This is a genomic window from Nocardia sp. NPDC051900, assembly GCF_044452545.1.
Taxonomy (GTDB): Bacteria; Actinomycetota; Actinomycetes; order Mycobacteriales; family Mycobacteriaceae; genus Nocardia; species Nocardia sichangensis.
The window spans coordinates 108,046-124,534 of sequence record NZ_JBITBU010000020.1 but is presented as its reverse complement, the minus strand read 5'-3'; the positions used below and the strand labels follow the sequence as shown (position 1 = coordinate 124,534).

Genomic DNA, 16,489 nt, shown 5'->3' with positions numbered 1-16,489 from the left:
GCGCAGGTAGGGCCGTCGGCGGTCGGCATCGGTGCGAGCGTTCTGCTATACAGCGTGCATGTTTCGCAGGTGGCTGATCGGAAGTGTGCCGGTGCTCGTCGTGGTGGTGCTGCTGGGGACGGGCACCTTCTACCTGATGAAGGCGCGCACCTTCCAGTTGGCCGGTCACGTGGTCAGCCGGGTGGATACCGACGCGCGGGTAGTCGCGCTGACCTTGGACGACGGGCCGTCCGATCGCGCGCCCGAGGTGCTGAAAGTCCTCGCCGACGCGCAGGTTCCGGCGACCTTCTACCTGAACGGGCGTGATCTCGCCGAACACCCGGAGTACGGCCGGGCGATCGCCGCGGCGGGCCACGAGATCGGCAATCACACCTATTCGCATCGGCGGATGGTCTTCGTGACGCCCGGCACGGTCCGTGACGAAGTGGAGCGCACGGACGCCGAGATCATGCAGACGGGCTACGTGGGCCCGATCACCTTCCGTCCGCCTTACGGCAAGAAGTTGTGGGTGCTGCCGCATTACCTCGCCGAGCACGACCGCGTCACCGTGACCTGGGACGTCGAGCCCGATTCCGGCCGGGCCGGCGTTACCGCGGACGACATCGTCGCCGAGACGCTCGGCAAGGTCCGCCCCGGGTCGATCGTTCTGCTGCATGTCATGCACGGCAACGCCGAGCCCTCGATCGCCGCCATCCCGCGCATCGTCACCGAATTGCGTGCCGCGGGATACCAATTCGTCACGGTGTCCGATCTCATGTCCCGCTGATCCGAACGGCCCGGCGCACGGCCGTCGTCGACGGCGGTCGGAGCGCGGGGCTGCTGGGCGACGGCGGATTTCGCAGCCCGCGCCGACCGGGAGCCGGGGCCGATCGGTCGGCGCGGCGAGGTCCGGTCGGCGGTGCGCATCAGCCGCCGCGAGGTGGGGCGGGGCACGGCGTATCCGCTACTGCTACGCGCGCCCACGCCCCGATCCGGCGTCTGTTCTGGCCACCCAGTCGTGGGCGCTCTCGGCCCGGCTCTCAGCCGGACGGGCCGCCGTGCTTCGCCTTGTGCGGGGCAAGTGGGCTATGCCCGCGCGGCCGCAGGCGCCGACGGAGGCGATGCGCCGGAGCGTCGGTGTTCGTGGCGCAGGATTCGTTCGGCTACCCGGCGGCCGGGAGCATGCCGTAGGCGTGAGTCGGGGTGAACAGCACCAAGGCGCGGCGGTCGGTGACCATCGCGTTGCGGTATTCGTCCCAGTCCGGGTGCTCGCCGGTGGCGGTGCGGTAGTAGTCGACGAGTGCGTCGACGGTGGGGTCGTCCGGCTCGGCGGCGACGGGGGTGAGTTCGACCGTGCCTTCGAGGACGGCATACGCGAAGAAATCGTCGCGGGTCACGTGCAGCGCCGCCCACGGGTCCCGGACGAGGTTGTAGTACTTCGCCCGGTCGGCGGTGATGGAGATGCGAATGCGGCCATCCGCGCCCACGACGTGCAGCACGTTGGACAGTTGCGGTCGTCCGTTGCGGCGGATCGTGGTGAGCACGGACCTGCGGTGGTCGCGGGCGAAATCGACTGCGGCGGCGAGTTCCATGCCCGTGTAACCCGCGGTGACGCTGGTCTCTTCCCGTCAGTCGCGGTGGTAGGCGGCCTGCGCCTCGCGCACGCGCGGCATGTTGGTTTCCAGTACCCGGATGAGCGCCTCCAAGCGGTCGGCCACCTCGACACCCAGGTCGGTGAGGGTGTACTCGACCCGGGGCGGAATGGTTTCCTGCACCTCGCGGTGCACCATGCCGTCGCGTTCCAGGGCCTGCAGGGTCTGCGACAGCATGCGCTCGCTGACGCCGTCGACCCGCCGCCGCAAGGCGCTGAACCGGTACGGCCCCTCGCGCAGCGCGACCAGCGCCAGCGTGCCCCAACGACTGGCGACGTTCTGCAGGACCGGCCGCGACGTGCAGTTCCGGGCGAAGACGTCGGCTTCCAGCGTGGGATCGTCGGCGTCCGCCGAGGCAATGCGCTGGGTGGACATACTTCGATAGTACCCAACTTGACCATAGTGGCTACAAGGTGCATAGTGCTTACGAATAGTTAGTGCTATTCGAACATGCCGAACTTGGAGGTAGTCATGACCGTCGCGGTGACCGGGGCCAGTGGACAGCTCGGCCGGCTCGTAGTGGACGCGCTGTTGAAGGTGGGATCGACACCGGTCGTGGCGATCGTGCGCGACCCGGCGAAGGTGGCCGACCTGGCCGAACGTGGCGTGGACGTCCGGCAGGCCGACTACGACGACGCGGCCGCGCTGGACCGGGCGCTCGCGGGTGTCGACCGGGTGCTGCTGGTCTCCGGTAACGAGTTCGGCGCGCGCGTGGCGCAGCACACCAACGTCATTCGCGCCGCTGAGCGGGCCGGTGTGGAATTGCTCGCCTACACCAGCATTCCCGGCGCGACCGACAATCCGCTCATTCTCGCGCAGGAACACAAGGGCACCGAAGCGGTGCTCGCCGAATCGGCTGTGCCACACACAGTGCTGCGCAACGGGTGGTACTGGGAGAACTACCTGGGCGGTCTGGCGCACGCGGTGGAGTCCGGCGTGCTGCACGGCGCGGCGGGTGAAGGTCGCGTGGCGGGCGCGGCGCGGGCAGACTACGCCGAAGCCGCCGCCCGGGTGCTGACCACCGACGGCCACGCGGGCCGGGTATACGAACTCGGCGGCGACGAACGGCTCACCTATGCCGAACTGGCCGAGGCGATCTCGGAGGCATCGGGCAAGCCGGTGCGCTACGAGAACCTTCCGCAGGCCGACTATGCGGCCGGTTTGACCGGGGCGGGACTGCCCGCCCAGTTCGCCGAGGCACTCGCCGACGCCGACGCCGGTATCGCACAAGGCATCCTCGACGTCCGCTCCGGCGACCTGGCGCGACTGCTCGGCCGCCCGGCGACTCCCGCCGTCGACGTCTTCCGCGCTGCGCTCGCCTGACGCCATCCGAGCCGCTCCGGGCAGGAGCGAAGCGAGACCGGGCATGAGCTGTTCGCGGCCCGGCTCGCATCCGAATGACCGCCGCGTCCGCGGCGAAGTCGCCAGCGGCGGTCGCTCGGACGCGAGCCACAACGGGGCCGCGAACACCCAGCGCCGAAGGCCTGGAAAACCAACTCAGACCCACTGCACCAATTGGATGATGATCCCGTTCGGATCGCTCATCTGGAAGTACCGCTCGCCCCACTCCTCGGTTTCGATGGGCGTCACGATCGGCACGCCCTCGGCTCGCAGCCGGGCGTATTCGGCATCGATGTCGTCGACGACGAAGACGACGAGCAGGCCTTCGCCCGCGCTGCCCGCCGCGCTCCGCGGTTTGAAGCTCGCCAGTCCGGTGCGCAGGTAGATGACATTCAGTCCGGCGTCGCCGCGGTCAAGCGAGACGAACCCGTCGGCCGACATCTTCTCCTCGAAGCCGAGGTGCTCGACGAGGAACCGCGCCGAGGCGGCCGGGTCGCGGACGTTGAGCGAGATGGCGGAAGCGGTGATGTGCATGGGCCCTCCTCGGCGAAAAACTCCGTACTAAGTACACTGTACTTTGTACGGAGTTGATGGGCGGCGCGCATTATGAGGTGCGTCACATCGATACCATCGGGAAGCGAGGCGGTTGAGGAGGCGAGCGATGAGACAGCCGAAGGAGCGCAGCGGCGCCGGTGACCCGGTGCGCACGCTGGAATTGCTGTGGCGGATTCCGTCGGAGCCGGGCACCGGCCGGGGGCCGAAACAGCGCAGCAGCGTCGATGCGGTCGTCGCCGCCGCGATCGAGATCGCCGACGTGGAGGGAATCGCAGCGGTCACGATGCGTGCGGTCGCCAACCGGCTCGGCCTGACCCCCATGGCCACCTACACCTATGTGCCGGGCAAATCCGAACTGATCGACCTGATGCTGGACACGGTGTACGCGCGGATGGAGCGCGCCGACCTCACCGGTCTGCCCTGGCGCGAGCGGGTCGCCCGGATCGCCGCCGAGAACCGCGCCCTGCTGGCCCGTCATCCGTGGGTGGCGTATCTGCCGACCACCCGGCCACCACTCGGGCCTGGCCTCGCCGCGAAATACGACCACGAGCTGGAGGCCTTCGCGGACCTCGGCCTCGACGACCTGGCGATGGACGCCGCTCTGACCTTCGTGCTCGGCTTCGTCACGTCCGTCGCCCGCATCGCCATCGACAGCGCGCGGGCGGCGGCCGACAGCGCCATGTCCGACGGTCAGTGGTGGGAGCGGGCCGCGCCGGTGCTGGCGCAGGTCTTCGACGCGCGGCGGTACCCGCTCGCCGCGCGCGTCGGGACGGCCGCGGGCCAGGCGCACGACGCCGCCTACAGCGCCGACCATGCCTACGAGTTCGGGTTGACGCTGGTGCTGGACGGTCTGGCCCGCCGTATCGAGGGCCCGTCCGACTAGAGGCCGTCGCGTTGGATGCGCAGGGCGGTGATCGTGGCGGCCAGCCCGTCGTATTGGTTGATCAGCAGGACGATCTCGATCAGGCTGCGCTCGTCGTAGTGCTTCGCCAGCTCGGCCCAGGTGTCGTCGTCGAGGTCACGGGTCTCCACCAGCTGATCCACGGCGGCCAGCAGCGCGCGGTGCTTGTCCGACCACTCCGCCGCCTCGGGGCCTTTGCGCAGCCGCTCCAGGATTTCGCTCGTCACCCCGGCGCGCCGGCCGAGCCGGATGTGATGGTCCATCTCGTACTCGCACCCGCGCAGGTGTGCGACCCGGATGATGACCAGCTCGGACTCGTGGCGGGGCAGCCGCCCGCCTGGCATGAGCTTGCCCGAGAAGTGCAGCCAACCGCGGAACAGGCCGCGGGTGCGGCCCAGCGTGCTGAACAAATGGGCGTCGTGGGTGCCCGCGGCGCGGGAGAGCACCTGCCAGACAACCCAATTGAGCGCCCCGAGTTCCCGGAGCCGTCCGGGCGAGATGCGTGGTTGCAGCGCTGAAACCATGCCGGTTGCCACCTCCGCGTGGTCTGTGCGGCCGGCGTCGGTGCCGACCGAGATGAGAGCCTACTTGGCAGTATCCCGCCCGGCGCGCCACCATTCTTTTGCTTTCCAGTGGTTTTCAGCGGGGTACCCCGTCATCATCAGTACCGGTGCGGGTCGCCGCGGCCGCAGCGCGTTTCCGCGGCGTCAGGTGTGGACAACAGGTCGTCAGGGGAAAAGATGCTGGTGAGGATCAGGCCGGGAGCGGAGCTGTCCGGCGCTGAGCGGGAATTCGTCGCGTGCCTGCGGTCGTATCCGACGACCGGCCTCGCCGTGATAGATCTCGAGGCGGACAACCGGCGTGTCGACGCGGTGGTGTGGACCCCGCGCGGGTTGACCGTGCTGGAGGTGCACGGGTTCCAGCGCAGGCAGAGCGGCATCCTGAGCACACCGGCCGAAGGGCCGTGGACGATCAGCGACGCGCCGGTGGAGCTGGACGACCCGGAGAACGGAAGCCCCGCCGAGCGCGTGGAACACGGCATCTACGCGGTCAAGCACATGCTCCAGCGCGCGTTGCAGGACCCGGGACACATCAGCGGCGCCGTCGTGCTCGTCCCCTTCCGCGGCGCCGTGGTGCGCCCGGCGCGCACGAATCTGCGTCCGGGGTTGGACGTGGTCGTCGGGAATGTCACCGACGCGACCGAACTACGCATCTACCTGGAGGGTTTCTCCGCGGGACCGCGCGACTGGACCGCGGACCGGGTGATCGGCGCGTGCGGCGCGCTCGGCCTGGCGGAAATCGCGCCGTCCCGCGCGGAGCTCCTCGAGGCGGGCTTCGAGGAGAACGCGCCGGAACCGGTCACCACCATCCCGCGCACACCGAAGCCGCGAGTCGAGCCGACGGCGGGCGTCGCGACGAAAAGCCAGGCCTATGCGGGCTGGTCCGTCATCGTGATCGCCGTTGTCGGGGTCCTGTTCGTGCTCGGCGTGATCGCCACCGCGTTGGCGCACGATTCGGCCCAGCCGATCCCGGCGACCGGCACGACGAGCCCGACGCCGTCGCCGCCGGCGTACCGGCCCACCCAGTGCTACCCCTTCCAGCAGCACTGCTGAACGGTCAATCCCGCACGGCACGGCCCAGTTTGGTCAGGCGCATGGCGTACTGCGCTCGGGCCAGCACGTGCGTTCGCGAGGTGTCGATATGGGCGGTGAGCGTCGCCAACGCCGCGTCCACCGCACCGGACACCAGGTGTTCGGCGATCGCGATGTGCTCGGCGGTCATCGTGGCGATGCGTTCCGGAGTCGGCATGTCCAGCGTGCGCACCGGACGCACCCGGACGTGCACGGCGGTGAGCGCGTCGGCGAGCGCGGCGTTGCCCGCGGCTGCGAGCAGGGTGGTGTGGAAGTGTTCGTCGGCGGCCACCAGCGCGGGGCCCGGTTCGGGTGGGGCGTCGCGCAGTGCGCGCCAGGTGTCGAGTTCCGTGCGCACGAGATCCAGATCGTGCGTGGGCGCCTCGCCGGGCGGGGCCACGCGTTGCATGCCCCTGGCTTCCAGTACGAGCCGCAACTCGTAGAGGTGATCGAGTTCGTCGAGCCGGGGACGGTACGGGTAGAGGCCGTCGGCGAGCCGCTCGACCAGTCCGTCCGCTTGCAGTCGCGCCAGCGCCTCGCGCACCGGCGTGCGCGACACGCCGTACGCCTCGGCGAGGCGTTCTTCGCCGAGCCGTTCGGTCGGCACGATGGCTCCGGTGGCCAGATCCCGGCGCAACGAGTCGTACACCTGCTCGCGCAACGGAATCCGGCCCCTGTCGCGGGCCACGGCGGCGCTCAGATCGCCATCGCCGAGCGGACTTCGCGCTCGGCGCCCGCCCCACCCGCGCCCGTGGAGGTCACCCGGCCCGATCGCAGCACGTAGTAGCGCTGCGCCGCCTGCAATGCGAAGCCGATGTGCTGTTCGACCAGCAGCACGCTCAGCCCGCCGCGCCGGGTGAGATCGATGATGGTGCGCTCGATCTCGGCGACCACCGACGGCTGGATGCCCTCGGTCGGCTCGTCCAGGATGAGCAGCTTCGGCTCGGTGATCAGCGCCCGCGCGATGGCGAGTTGCTGGCGCTGGCCACCGGACAGCAGGCCCGCTTTCCGGGTGAGCAGCTCGCGCAGCGCGGGAAACAGATCCAGCGATTCATCGATCAACGCCTTGCCCCGTTTGCGGCCGTCGGCGACCACTTGCAGATTCTCCGCCGTGGTCAATTGCGGGAAACTTTGCTGTCCCTGCGGCACATACGCGATCCCGCGGCGCACCCGGCGCGACGGCGACAGTTTGGTGATGGTCTCCCCGTCGAACTCGATCCGGCCCGCCTTCGTGCCGATCAGCCCGACGGCGGTGCGCAGCAACGTGGTCTTCCCCGCCCCGTTGTGCCCCATGATGGCGACCACGCTGTCGTCCGGGACGGTCACCGAGACGCCGTGGATCACCTCGGTGCGGCCGTAACCGGAGTGGATATCCGTGAGTTCAAGCATCACTGTCCCCTTTCTGGGGTGACTCCGGGCTCGGCGCGATCGACGCGTCCTCCAGCTCGGTCCCGACGGCCGCTGCGGTGCCGAGGTAGACCTCCTGGACTTTCGGGTCCGCCTGCACCTGTTCGACGGTTCCCTCGCTGAGCACCTTGCCGCCGGCCAGGACGGTGACCGAGGTGGCGAAGGCGCGCATGAAATCCATGTCGTGCTCGACCACGACGACCACCCGGTCGCCGCCGATGCGGCGCAACAGATTGCCGGTTTCCTCGCGCTCCTCGGCGCTCATCCCGGCCACCGGTTCGTCCAACAGCAGCACCGACGCGTTCTGCACCAGAAGCATGCCGATCTCCAGCCATTGCTTCTGCCCGTGTGCGAGCACCCCTGCGGGTTTGTCGCGCAGGTCGGCAAGGCCGGTGGTCTCCAGCGCCTCCTCGATCGCGGGCAGCACCGTCTTGCGGCGGCGCAGCATGGTGAGCGCCGAACGGCCGGCGCCCGCGGCGATGTCGAGGTTCTGCAGCACGCTGAGCTGCTCGAACACGCTCGCGGTCTGGAACGTTCGTCCGACACCGAGCCTGGCGATCCGGTGTACCTTCTGGCCGAGCAGTTCCACGCCGGTCTTCTGCGCGGAGCCGGTCGCCGGGACCAGTCCGGTGATCGCGTCGATGAGCGTCGTCTTGCCCGCCCCGTTGGGGCCGATGAGGAAGCGCAGATCGCCCTGCAACACCGTCAGATCGACGTCGGTGACGGCCTTGAAACCGTCGAAACTCACGGAGAGACCGCGGATCTCGAGGTACTCGCTGGACATGCCTGCGTTGCCGCCGAGCTTCGGTTCGTGCGTCGTCTCGGTCATCGCGATTCCACCTTCTCCGTCGCGGGTTCCGGCAGCGCCTCGACTACCACCGTCGCGGGTGCCGGCGCGGAACGCCTGTTGTCCAGCAGGCCTTTCAGCATCGGCCACAATCCGGCCAGACCCGCCGGAACGAAACCGACCACCACGATGAACAGCACGCCTTGCAGATACGTCCACCCCGAGGGGAACTCCTCCGACAGCGCCGTCTGCGCCCACGCCACGCCGATCGCGCCCAGCACCGGCCCGAGCAGCGTGGTCCGGCCGCCGATCGCGACGCCGATGAGGAACGCGATGGACGGGACGACGCCGATGTCGGCGGGGGAGATGATGCCGACGATCGGGGTGAACAGCGCGCCTGCGATGCCCGCGAAGAACGCGGCGACCACGTAGGCGACGATCTTGACGTTCGCCGGATCGTAGCCCAGGAAACGTACCCGTTCCTCCTGATCGCGCACCGCGACGAGCAACTCGCCGTAGCGGCTGTGCATCAACTGCCGCACCAGCGCGACCACCACCAGCAGCGCGGCCGCGGCGAAGAAGAACAGCATGCGCCGGTTGACCGGGTCGGACAGCTTGAACCCGAAGAACGCGCGGAAATCCGACAGGCCGGTGAACCCGCCGATGCTCTGCTGACCGGTCAGCAGGATGGCCAGCGCGGCGGCCAGCGCCTGGCTGAGGATGGCGAAGTAGGCGCCCTTCACGCGGCGCTTGAAGACGCCGTAGCCCAGCACCGCGGCGATCAGAGCGGGCAGCACGAGGATGCCGATCAGCGCAACCGGAGCCGACGCGAACGGCTTCCAGAACGAGGGCAATTCGCGAATGCCCGCGATCTCCATGAACTCCGGCACGTCGTTGCCCAGCCGGGCGGCGTCGGCCATCTGCAGGTGCATGGCCATGATGTAGGCGCCGATGCCGAAGAACACACCTTGTCCCAGGGTGAGCATTCCGCCTCGGCCCCAAGCCAATCCGATGCCGACCGCGACGATCGCGAAGCACAGGAACTTCGCAAGCAGGTTGAGCCGGAAATCGCTGAGCAGGGCGGGCGCGACCGCGAACAACAGAACGGCGGCGACGGCGAATCCGGCCAGCGCGCCGAGCGAGGAGTGTGCGCGCCACCGTTGTATCAGCGTGGTCATGCCAGGCTCCTTGTCCGGACGGTGAACAGACCCTGCGGGCGAGCCTGCAGGAAGATCACGATGACGACGAAGACGATGACCTTCGCGATGGACGCGGTGGTCGAGTATTCGATGTAGGAATTGAGCAGCCCGAGCGCGAACGCCGCGATCACCGTGCCTTTGATCTGACCGAGCCCGCCGATGACCACCACGAGGAACGCGTCGATCAGGTAACTCTGGCCGATGGTCGGGCTGGTGGAGCCGATCAGCGTCAGCGCCACACCGGCCACGCCCGCCAGGCCCGAGCCGATGAAGAACGTGCTGATATCCGTGAAACGACTGGATACGCCGGAGGTTTCGGCCAGGCCGCGATTCTGCACCACCGCTCGGATACGGCGGCCCAGCGGCGTCGTCTTGAGCACCGCGGCCAGCGCGGTCACCGCGACCACCGCGAGGACCAGGATGAAGATGCGCGTCTTCGGCACCACCGCGCCCAGGATCGTGACGCCGCCGCTGAGCCATTCCGGCGCGATCACGTTCTTGGCGGGTGCGCCGAAGATGTCGCGGGCCAATTGTTGCAGCACCAACCCGACACCGAAGGTGACCAGCAGGGTGTCCAGCGGCCGGTCGTACATCCAGCGGATCAGGCCCATCTCCAATGCGGCGCCCAACAGTCCGCCGACGAGGAAACCGATCAGCAAGGAGACGACGAGCGAGACGCCCGCCGACGAGATCACCTTCTGCACAACATAAGTGGTGTAACAACCGGCCATGATGAACTCGCCGTGCGCCATGTTGATCACGCCCATCTGACCGAACGTCAGCGAGAGACCGAGTGCGGCGAGCAAGAGAATGGATCCCAGACTCAGCCCGGTGAAGAGCTGTCCGATCACAACATCCATGGGAAGGCTCCTGTGTTGGATTTGCCGCGACTGCGTCGCGGCGTGTTGCCGCAGGGCCTGCGATGCCTGCGCCGGTCCGATGCTGTCCGCGGCCCCCCTCATTACGCGCTCCGCGTGACCGCCGTCGCGACTGTGTCGCCGGGCGGGCACCGGTAGCTGGGCCGCGGACAGCCGCGGACTACTTCAGGCCCTTGGCCCAGTCGTAGGACTTCAGGTAGGGGTCCGGCGTCACGGCCTTGCCGGAGTCCCACACGGTGTAGATCAGTCCGTCGGGGCGGATCTCGCCGATACGGGCGGTCTTGGTGATGTGGTGGTTGGCGCCGTTGATGGTGACCAGGCCCTCGGGCGCGTCGAACGTCACGCCTTCGGCGGCGGCCTGGATGTCCTCGACCTTGAACGACTTCGCCTTCTCGACGGTGTTCTTCCACAGGTAGACCGACGCGTAGGCGGCTTCCATCGGGTCCGAGGTCGGCTTGTCGGCGCCGAAGGCGGCCTTGTAGTCGGCGACGAACTTCCGGTTCACCGGGCTGTCGACGGTCTGGTAGTAGTTCCACGCGGTGAGCTGGCCGGCGATGTTCTGCGCGCCGATGCCCGCCACTTCCTCTTCTGCGATCGAGACCGAGACCACCGGCATCTCGGCGGCTTTCAGGCCCGCGTTGGTGTACTCGCGGAAGAACGCGACGTTGGAATCACCGTTGAGGGTGTTGAACACCGCGCCCGCCTTCGCGGCGCGAACCTTGTTCACGATGGTGGAGAAATCGGTGGAGCCGAGCGGGGTGTAGTCCTCGCCCTTGATCTCGATGCCGTTGGCGGCGGCGTACGCCTTGATCTCGCGATTGGCGGTCTGCGGGAAGACGTAGTCACTGCCCACCAGGTAGAGGGAGGTGATGCCCTTCTGCTTCAAGTAGTCCAGGGCCGGGACGATCTGCTGGTTGGTGGTGGCGCCGGTGTAGAAGATGTTCTTGCTGTCCTCCAGGCCCTCGTACTGCACCGGGTAGTAGAGCAGCGAGTTCAGGCTCTCGAACTTCGGCTTCATCGCCTTGCGGCTCGATGAGGTCCAGCCACCGAACACCGCGGCGACGCAGTCGGAGCTGATCAGCTTCTCGGCCTTCTCCGCGAAGGTCTTCGGGTCCGAGGCGCCGTCCTCGAGCACCAGGTCGATCTTCTTGCCGAGCACGCCGCCCGCGGCGTTGATCTGGTCGACCGCGAGCTTGGTCGAGTTGGCGACGGTGACCTCGGAGATGGCCATCGTGCCGGACAGGGAGTGCAGTGAACCGACCTTGATCGTGTCCTTCGACGTGTCGACGCAGGACGCGGCGCCCGAGCCGGTGGTCGAGGCGTCGTCCTTCGCGCCGCAGGCGGTCAGCAACAGGCCGGCGAGCGCGACCGCGGTGGGTACCGCCATCGCTCGAACCAAACGCCCGGAGCGATGGGTGGCACGGAAACTTGGCATGGGGCGAGCCCTTTCCTCATCAGGTATCGCGGCGGCGTCGGCAGGACGCCGCGTCGAACACCGCCGTCTTCGCCCCGCTCACGGCTGTAGACGGGGCTGTATACAACGGCTGTATTCGTGAAGGAACGGTAGACAGGAGTTGTTGCGCCGGAATATCTCTCGATGACAAGTCCGTTTCGTCTGTTTCGCCGATGTGAACCTTTCCTGTGAACGGATGGTGAACAGTTGTGAGATCCCGGCAAACCCGCTGGCCGGGGCGGATGTGGCTACGGTTGCGTAGCGTCGCCGCGATACGGCACGCTTCGATTCGTACGACGTCTGAACCGTCCCATGCCGCGGCGGCGGGCCGCGGACTCGAGTCGAGGAGGACCAGGTGGGCCACTACAAGGCGAACCTGAGGGATATCGAGTTCAACCTGTTCGAAGTCCTCGAGCTGGACAAGCTGCTCGATACCGGGGCCTACGGCGACCTCGATTCCGACACCGTCCGGGAGATCCTGTCCGAGGTGAAGCGCTTGGCCGAGGGGCCGGTAGCGGACTCCTTCGCGGCGGCCGACCGCGATCCGGTCGTCTACGACGCCGCCACTTTCTCGATCTCTGTTCCGGAGCCGCTCCGTAGGACCGTCGCCGCCGTGCGCGACGCGGACTGGAGCAGGCTCGGCATGCCGGAGGGCATGGGCGGCACCCCGGCCCCCGCCACGCTGGTCTGGTCGGTCGCCGAGATGATCACCTGCGCCAATCCGTCGGCGTCGTTCTTCAACATGGGCCCGGTCATGTCGTCCGTGCTGTTCGAGGTCGGCACCGAGCAGCAGCGGCACTGGGCGACGCTCGGTTTCGAAAAGGGCTGGCAGGGCACCATGGTGCTGACCGAGCCCGACGCCGGTTCCGACGTCGGAGCCGGTCGCACCAAAGCGATCCGGCAAGAGGACGGCTCCTGGCACATCGAGGGTGTCAAGCGCTTCATCTCCGGCGCGGAAGTCGGTGACACCGCCGAGAACGTCTTCCATCTGGTGCTGGCCCGTCCCGAGGGCGCTGGGCCGGGCACCAAGGGGCTGTCGCTGTTCTACGTGCCCAAGTTCCTCTTCGACCCCGAGACTTTGGCACTCGGCGACCGCAACGGCGTGTACGTCACCGGGGTCGAGCACAAGATGGGCCTGAAGTCCTCGCCCACCTGCGAGTTGACCTTCGGCGGCCACGGCACGCCCGCCAAGGGCTGGCTGGTCGGTGACGTGCACAACGGCATCGCGCAGATGTTCCAGGTGATCGAGAACGCGCGCATGATGGTCGGCGTCAAATCCTCCGGCACCCTGTCGACCGGTTACCTCAACGCGCTGGCCTACGCCAAGGAGCGCGTCCAGGGCGCGGATCTGACGCAGATGACCGACAAGGCCGCGCCGCGTGTGGCCATCACCCAGCACCCGGACGTCCGACGTTCGCTGGCCATGCAGAAGGCGTACGCGGAGGGTTTGCGGGCGGTGTATCTGTACACCGCCGCCCATCAGAACGCCGATGTGGCGCAGCTCGTTTCGGGCGCCGACCCCGAGCTGGCGCACCGGGTGAGCGATCTGCTGCTGCCGATCGTCAAAGGAGTCGGTTCGGAGCGGGCCTACCAGTACCTGACGGAATCGTTGCAGACCTTGGGCGGATCCGGTTATCTCCAGGACTACCCGATCGAGCAGTACATCCGGGACGCGAAGATCGACTCGCTGTACGAGGGCACCACCGCCATCCAGGCGCAGGACTTCTTCTTCCGCAAGGTCATTCGCGACCAAGGTGTGGCGCTCGGCCACGTCAACGCGCGGATCGCGGCGTTCCTGGACGCCAAGACCGGGCGGTTCGACACCGAACGCGAACTACTGCGCACGGCCGCCGAGGACGTACAGGCCATGGCCGCCTCGCTCACCGGTTTCCTGATGGCCGCCCAGCAGCAGCCCACCGAGTTGTACAAGGTGGGTCTGGGTTCGGTGCGTTTCCTGCTGGCGGTCGGCGATCTGCTCATCGGCTGGCGGCTGCTGGTCCAGGCGGAGATCGCGGCCGCCGCGCTGGCCGCCGACGCACCGGAGAAGGACCGCGCTTTCTACGCCGGAAAGGTCGCCGTCGCGAGCTTTTTCGTCAAGAACGCGCTGCCGACGCTGAGCGCGGTGCGCGGAATCGTCGCGACGTTGGACAACGACATCATGAACCTCGAAGAAAGTGCGTTCTAGAGGCGCGGCGGGTTCAGGGTTCGGGCTGGGACAGGAGTTTGAGCACCACGGGACGGGACAGGGTGCCGGAGACCTGACGGGCGAGGTGGTTGGCGCTCGCGCCCGCGGCGTGGGCGGCGCGTAGGGCGATAGCGAGTTCTTCGCGGGCGGCGTCGGCGGCGGCTTGGGCGTCGCGGAGACGCTGGGCGGCTCGGTCGACTCCGGACGGCTCGTCGTCGGCGGTCAAGTCGTTGACCAGCTCGACCTCGGGCAGGCGTGCTTGCCGTTCGCCGGCGGCCGTGTCGCGGCGCATCGCCGCTCTGGCGAACTCCATCAGGAACGCGCGGGTGGCGTTCCCATCCTCCGCGGCGGCCTCGCCGAGCAGCAGTTTGGTGGTCTGCGGAACGGCGAGTGACCAATTGGCCAGGCCGCACAGGGCAAGCAGCAGGCGGCCCGCGTTCGCGGAGTCCACGTCGAACTGTTCCTGCGCGCGATCGAATTTGCGCACGTAGTGCGCGGCGCGCCAGCCGTCTATGTCGTGCGCGTCGGCGCCGCGATGCAGTGCCTCCCAGAGCATCAGGCGCAGTAGCTGGGGGTTGTCCCGGTGGTAGTCGTACAGCTTGCCGACGTACGCGCCGGGTTCGGTGTCGGCCAGCGGCTTCACCACGTCGATGAACTCGCGCAGGGTGTCGATCAGGATGACGTCGAACAGCTTGTCCTTGCTGCCGAACAGTCCGTAGATGCGTTCCTTGTTGACACCCGCCGCGTCCGCGATCCGGTCGACCCGCGCGCCGGCCAGCCCGTGCTGCGCGAACTCGTCGCGGGCGGCGCGCAACAGGGCGTGCCTGGTCGCGTCACTGCGTTTCATCGTGGCGGTCATGACGGACACTTTACCATTCCATTAAACCAACTATTTGGTTGACAACGCGGCTCGCCAGGGCCTACCTTCGACCCATGGCAATGCCAACTCTTCAGTCCGTGGCTCCGGTCCGGACGCGCACCCGAGTCGTATCGTCGCGTGCCCACACCGGGCGCACCCTGCCCTTCTTCGTCTTGTCCGCACTGCTGGCGACCGGCCAGATGTACGTTCCGATCCCACTTTTCACCGCTATGCGGGCCGACTGGAGCGTCGGTCCCGCCGTGATGACCTGGATCATCAGCGCGTTCGCCTTCGGCTACGCCGGCGGCTTCGTCCTGTTCGGGCCGCTGTCGGATCGCTATGGTCACCGCCGGGTGCTCGTCACCGGGATGCTGGTGGCCGCAGCGGTCACACTGTTGACCGGTTTGGCGTTCAGCGCTCCACTGGCCGTCGGCCTGCGGGTGGCGCAGGGGCTGGTGGTGGGCTCGATCCCGCCCGCGATCATGGCCTACGTGGCGACCCGCATCGCTCCCGCACACCGTGCCGTGGCCACCATGTCCGTGGCCACGTCGTTCCTCGCGGCGACGGTGGTCGCGCAGATCGTGTCGCAGTGGATGGTGGCCGCATTGCCGTGGCGCACCGTGTTCGTCGCCTCCGCGGTCGCTTTCGCCGTGCTCGCGCTGGTGTTGCGGTCCGCGCTGCTGGCCGACGCGCCCACCGGCCGGGACAAGCCGCTGCGGCACAGCTACGCCGCCATTCCGGCGGTGCTGCGCATCCGGGCGCTGGTGCCGATGCTGATCGCGGGCGCGATGAGCATGGCGGTGATGGTCGGGGTGTACACCGGCCTCGAACTGACCGGAGTGGTTCGAGGCGCGGGCGAACTGCTCGCGCTGCGTGCAGGCGCGCTGCCGGTGATGGTGGCGCTTCCCCTGCTCGCGGTGCCGCTGGCCCGGCTGTCCAAGCACGGTCAGATCGCGCTGGGCGTACTGATCGCCGCCGCGGCGATGGTGGTCGCGACCTTCGAGGGAACTCACCCGGCCGTGCTGGCCGTGCTGCTCGCCGTTCTGGTCGGCGGACTGGGCATCATCGCGCCGGCCGTGCTGCAGAGCGCGGGTGAACTGGGCGGCGAATCCCGCGCGGCCGCAATGTCCGTCGCGATGTTCTCCTTCTACGTGGGCGCGACCATCGGCCCGCTGGTCGCCGCCGCCGCGGCGCCCCGCGGCTTCGCGACCCTCGCCTGGACGCTGGCCCTGTTGCTCGTCACCGCACTGGGTATGACGGGGATCGGTCTCCGCATGCGGAGGTCGACGGCCGCCTGAGCGAACAGGATGTCCGGCCGGTATCGGTGCTCCGATACCGGCCGGATGTTCGTTCAGGGACGGTGCCGCAACGAAATCACCTGAGCTGTCAGCATTTCTTCGGGCTCCGGACCATTCCAGATCACTTCGATTTCGGTGTCGTGATATTCCCGGGCCACGTCGCGCAGCATCGCGACCGCCGCGGCGCGCGCCTGCTCCGGTGCGGCGTCAGCGGCGATCTGCGCCAGCCGACCGCAGAGCATCCCGCCCCGCGTGTCCAGGACGCTGTGCCGCCAACCTTCCGGCGTCGCGATCAGCACGATCGACGCGGGCATGGGGTACCGCGAATCACCGGCCATAGCGACAACCTACGGAACCGGTGGGA

18 protein-coding genes are annotated in these 16,489 nt (G+C 68.2%); 6 read left to right on the top strand and 12 right to left on the bottom strand.

From position 1 onward, the window contains the following. The first annotated feature begins 58 nt into the window (after nucleotides 1-58). Nucleotides 59-766 carry a polysaccharide deacetylase family protein gene (locus ACIA5H_RS29675; RefSeq protein WP_355071729.1) on the top strand — a complete coding sequence of 236 codons (708 nt, stop codon included), beginning with the start codon at nucleotides 59-61 and terminating at the stop codon, nucleotides 764-766. A 376-nt stretch (nucleotides 767-1,142) separates the two neighbouring features. Here the strand turns inward: ACIA5H_RS29675 and ACIA5H_RS29670 are convergent, their stop codons facing one another. Together ACIA5H_RS29670 and ACIA5H_RS29665 are read right to left on the bottom strand one after the other, a co-directional pair. Next, nucleotides 1,143-1,571, bottom strand: coding sequence for a PPOX class F420-dependent oxidoreductase (locus tag ACIA5H_RS29670; protein ID WP_379248990.1), 429 nt, complete (start codon nucleotides 1,569-1,571; stop codon nucleotides 1,143-1,145). A 36-nt stretch (nucleotides 1,572-1,607) separates the two neighbouring features. Then, nucleotides 1,608-2,006, bottom strand: a complete 399-nt coding sequence (locus tag ACIA5H_RS29665; protein WP_356962711.1) for a helix-turn-helix domain-containing protein — start codon at nucleotides 2,004-2,006, stop codon at nucleotides 1,608-1,610. 96 nt (nucleotides 2,007-2,102) lie between these two features. On the opposite strand from ACIA5H_RS29665, the gene ACIA5H_RS29660 reads away from it, so the two are divergent. Further along, nucleotides 2,103-2,954, top strand: coding sequence for an SDR family oxidoreductase (locus tag ACIA5H_RS29660; protein WP_356963472.1), 852 nt, complete (start codon nucleotides 2,103-2,105; stop codon nucleotides 2,952-2,954). 174 nt (nucleotides 2,955-3,128) lie between these two features. Here ACIA5H_RS29660 and ACIA5H_RS29655 read toward each other — a convergent pair whose 3' ends face one another. Further along, nucleotides 3,129-3,506 (bottom strand): VOC family protein, encoded by a 378-nt coding sequence (locus tag ACIA5H_RS29655; RefSeq protein WP_397078834.1) that lies wholly within the window; start codon nucleotides 3,504-3,506, stop codon nucleotides 3,129-3,131. A gap of 127 nt (nucleotides 3,507-3,633) precedes the next feature. Between ACIA5H_RS29655 and ACIA5H_RS29650 the strand changes: the two genes are divergently transcribed. Further along, nucleotides 3,634-4,410 carry a TetR/AcrR family transcriptional regulator C-terminal domain-containing protein gene (locus ACIA5H_RS29650; protein WP_379248986.1) on the top strand — a complete coding sequence of 259 codons (777 nt, stop codon included), beginning with the start codon at nucleotides 3,634-3,636 and terminating at the stop codon, nucleotides 4,408-4,410. Here the strand turns inward: ACIA5H_RS29650 and ACIA5H_RS29645 are convergent. Next, the gene (locus ACIA5H_RS29645; RefSeq protein WP_355072125.1) at nucleotides 4,407-4,940 is read right to left on the bottom strand and encodes a carboxymuconolactone decarboxylase family protein; all 534 of its coding nucleotides are present in this window, start codon (nucleotides 4,938-4,940) and stop codon (nucleotides 4,407-4,409) included. The genes ACIA5H_RS29650 and ACIA5H_RS29645 overlap by 4 nt on opposite strands. A gap of 228 nt (nucleotides 4,941-5,168) precedes the next feature. Here ACIA5H_RS29645 and ACIA5H_RS29640 point away from each other — a divergent pair, with 228 nt between their 5' ends. Further along, a complete protein-coding gene (locus ACIA5H_RS29640) occupies nucleotides 5,169-6,041 on the top strand; it encodes an NERD domain-containing protein (protein WP_356962705.1) in 873 nt (290 codons plus the stop codon). Nucleotides 6,042-6,045: 4 nt separating this feature from the next. Here ACIA5H_RS29640 and ACIA5H_RS29635 read toward each other — a convergent pair whose 3' ends face one another. The 6 genes from ACIA5H_RS29635 to urtA form a co-directional block, all read right to left on the bottom strand. After that, a complete protein-coding gene (locus ACIA5H_RS29635) occupies nucleotides 6,046-6,747 on the bottom strand; it encodes a GntR family transcriptional regulator (protein ID WP_379248984.1) in 702 nt (233 codons plus the stop codon). 8 nt (nucleotides 6,748-6,755) lie between these two features. Further along, nucleotides 6,756-7,448: an urea ABC transporter ATP-binding subunit UrtE gene (gene urtE / locus ACIA5H_RS29630; RefSeq protein ID WP_397078831.1), complete on the bottom strand. Its 693-nt coding sequence runs from the start codon at nucleotides 7,446-7,448 to the stop codon at nucleotides 6,756-6,758. Further along, nucleotides 7,441-8,295, bottom strand: a complete 855-nt coding sequence (gene urtD / locus ACIA5H_RS29625) for an urea ABC transporter ATP-binding protein UrtD (RefSeq protein ID WP_355071744.1) — start codon at nucleotides 8,293-8,295, stop codon at nucleotides 7,441-7,443. Before urtD ends, urtE begins: the two co-directional genes overlap by 8 nt. Further along, entirely contained in the window at nucleotides 8,292-9,431 is a 1,140-nt protein-coding gene (urtC, locus tag ACIA5H_RS29620; protein ID WP_379248981.1) for an urea ABC transporter permease subunit UrtC, read from the bottom strand. Before urtC ends, urtD begins: the two co-directional genes overlap by 4 nt. Continuing rightward, on the bottom strand, nucleotides 9,428-10,312 hold the full coding sequence (gene urtB, locus ACIA5H_RS29615; protein WP_397078828.1) for an urea ABC transporter permease subunit UrtB: 885 nt from the start codon (nucleotides 10,310-10,312) through the stop codon (nucleotides 9,428-9,430). The genes urtC and urtB overlap by 4 nt, the downstream gene beginning before the upstream one ends. Before the next feature lie 178 nt (nucleotides 10,313-10,490). Beyond that, nucleotides 10,491-11,765 (bottom strand): urea ABC transporter substrate-binding protein, encoded by a 1,275-nt coding sequence (gene urtA, locus ACIA5H_RS29610; RefSeq protein ID WP_397078826.1) that lies wholly within the window; start codon nucleotides 11,763-11,765, stop codon nucleotides 10,491-10,493. 373 nt (nucleotides 11,766-12,138) lie between these two features. On the opposite strand from urtA, the gene ACIA5H_RS29605 reads away from it, so the two are divergent. Continuing rightward, entirely contained in the window at nucleotides 12,139-13,968 is a 1,830-nt protein-coding gene (locus ACIA5H_RS29605; protein WP_397078824.1) for an acyl-CoA dehydrogenase, read from the top strand. 13 nt (nucleotides 13,969-13,981) lie between these two features. Here ACIA5H_RS29605 and ACIA5H_RS29600 read toward each other — a convergent pair whose 3' ends face one another. Next, nucleotides 13,982-14,827, bottom strand: coding sequence for a TetR/AcrR family transcriptional regulator (locus ACIA5H_RS29600; protein ID WP_397078822.1), 846 nt, complete (start codon nucleotides 14,825-14,827; stop codon nucleotides 13,982-13,984). Between the two features lie 74 nt (nucleotides 14,828-14,901). On the opposite strand from ACIA5H_RS29600, the gene ACIA5H_RS29595 reads away from it, so the two are divergent. Then, entirely contained in the window at nucleotides 14,902-16,125 is a 1,224-nt protein-coding gene (locus ACIA5H_RS29595; protein ID WP_397078820.1) for an MFS transporter, read from the top strand. 53 nt (nucleotides 16,126-16,178) lie between these two features. Here the strand turns inward: ACIA5H_RS29595 and ACIA5H_RS29590 are convergent, their stop codons facing one another. Then, entirely contained in the window at nucleotides 16,179-16,463 is a 285-nt protein-coding gene (locus tag ACIA5H_RS29590; protein ID WP_379254085.1) for a hypothetical protein, read from the bottom strand. Nucleotides 16,464-16,489: the final 26 nt, after the last annotated feature.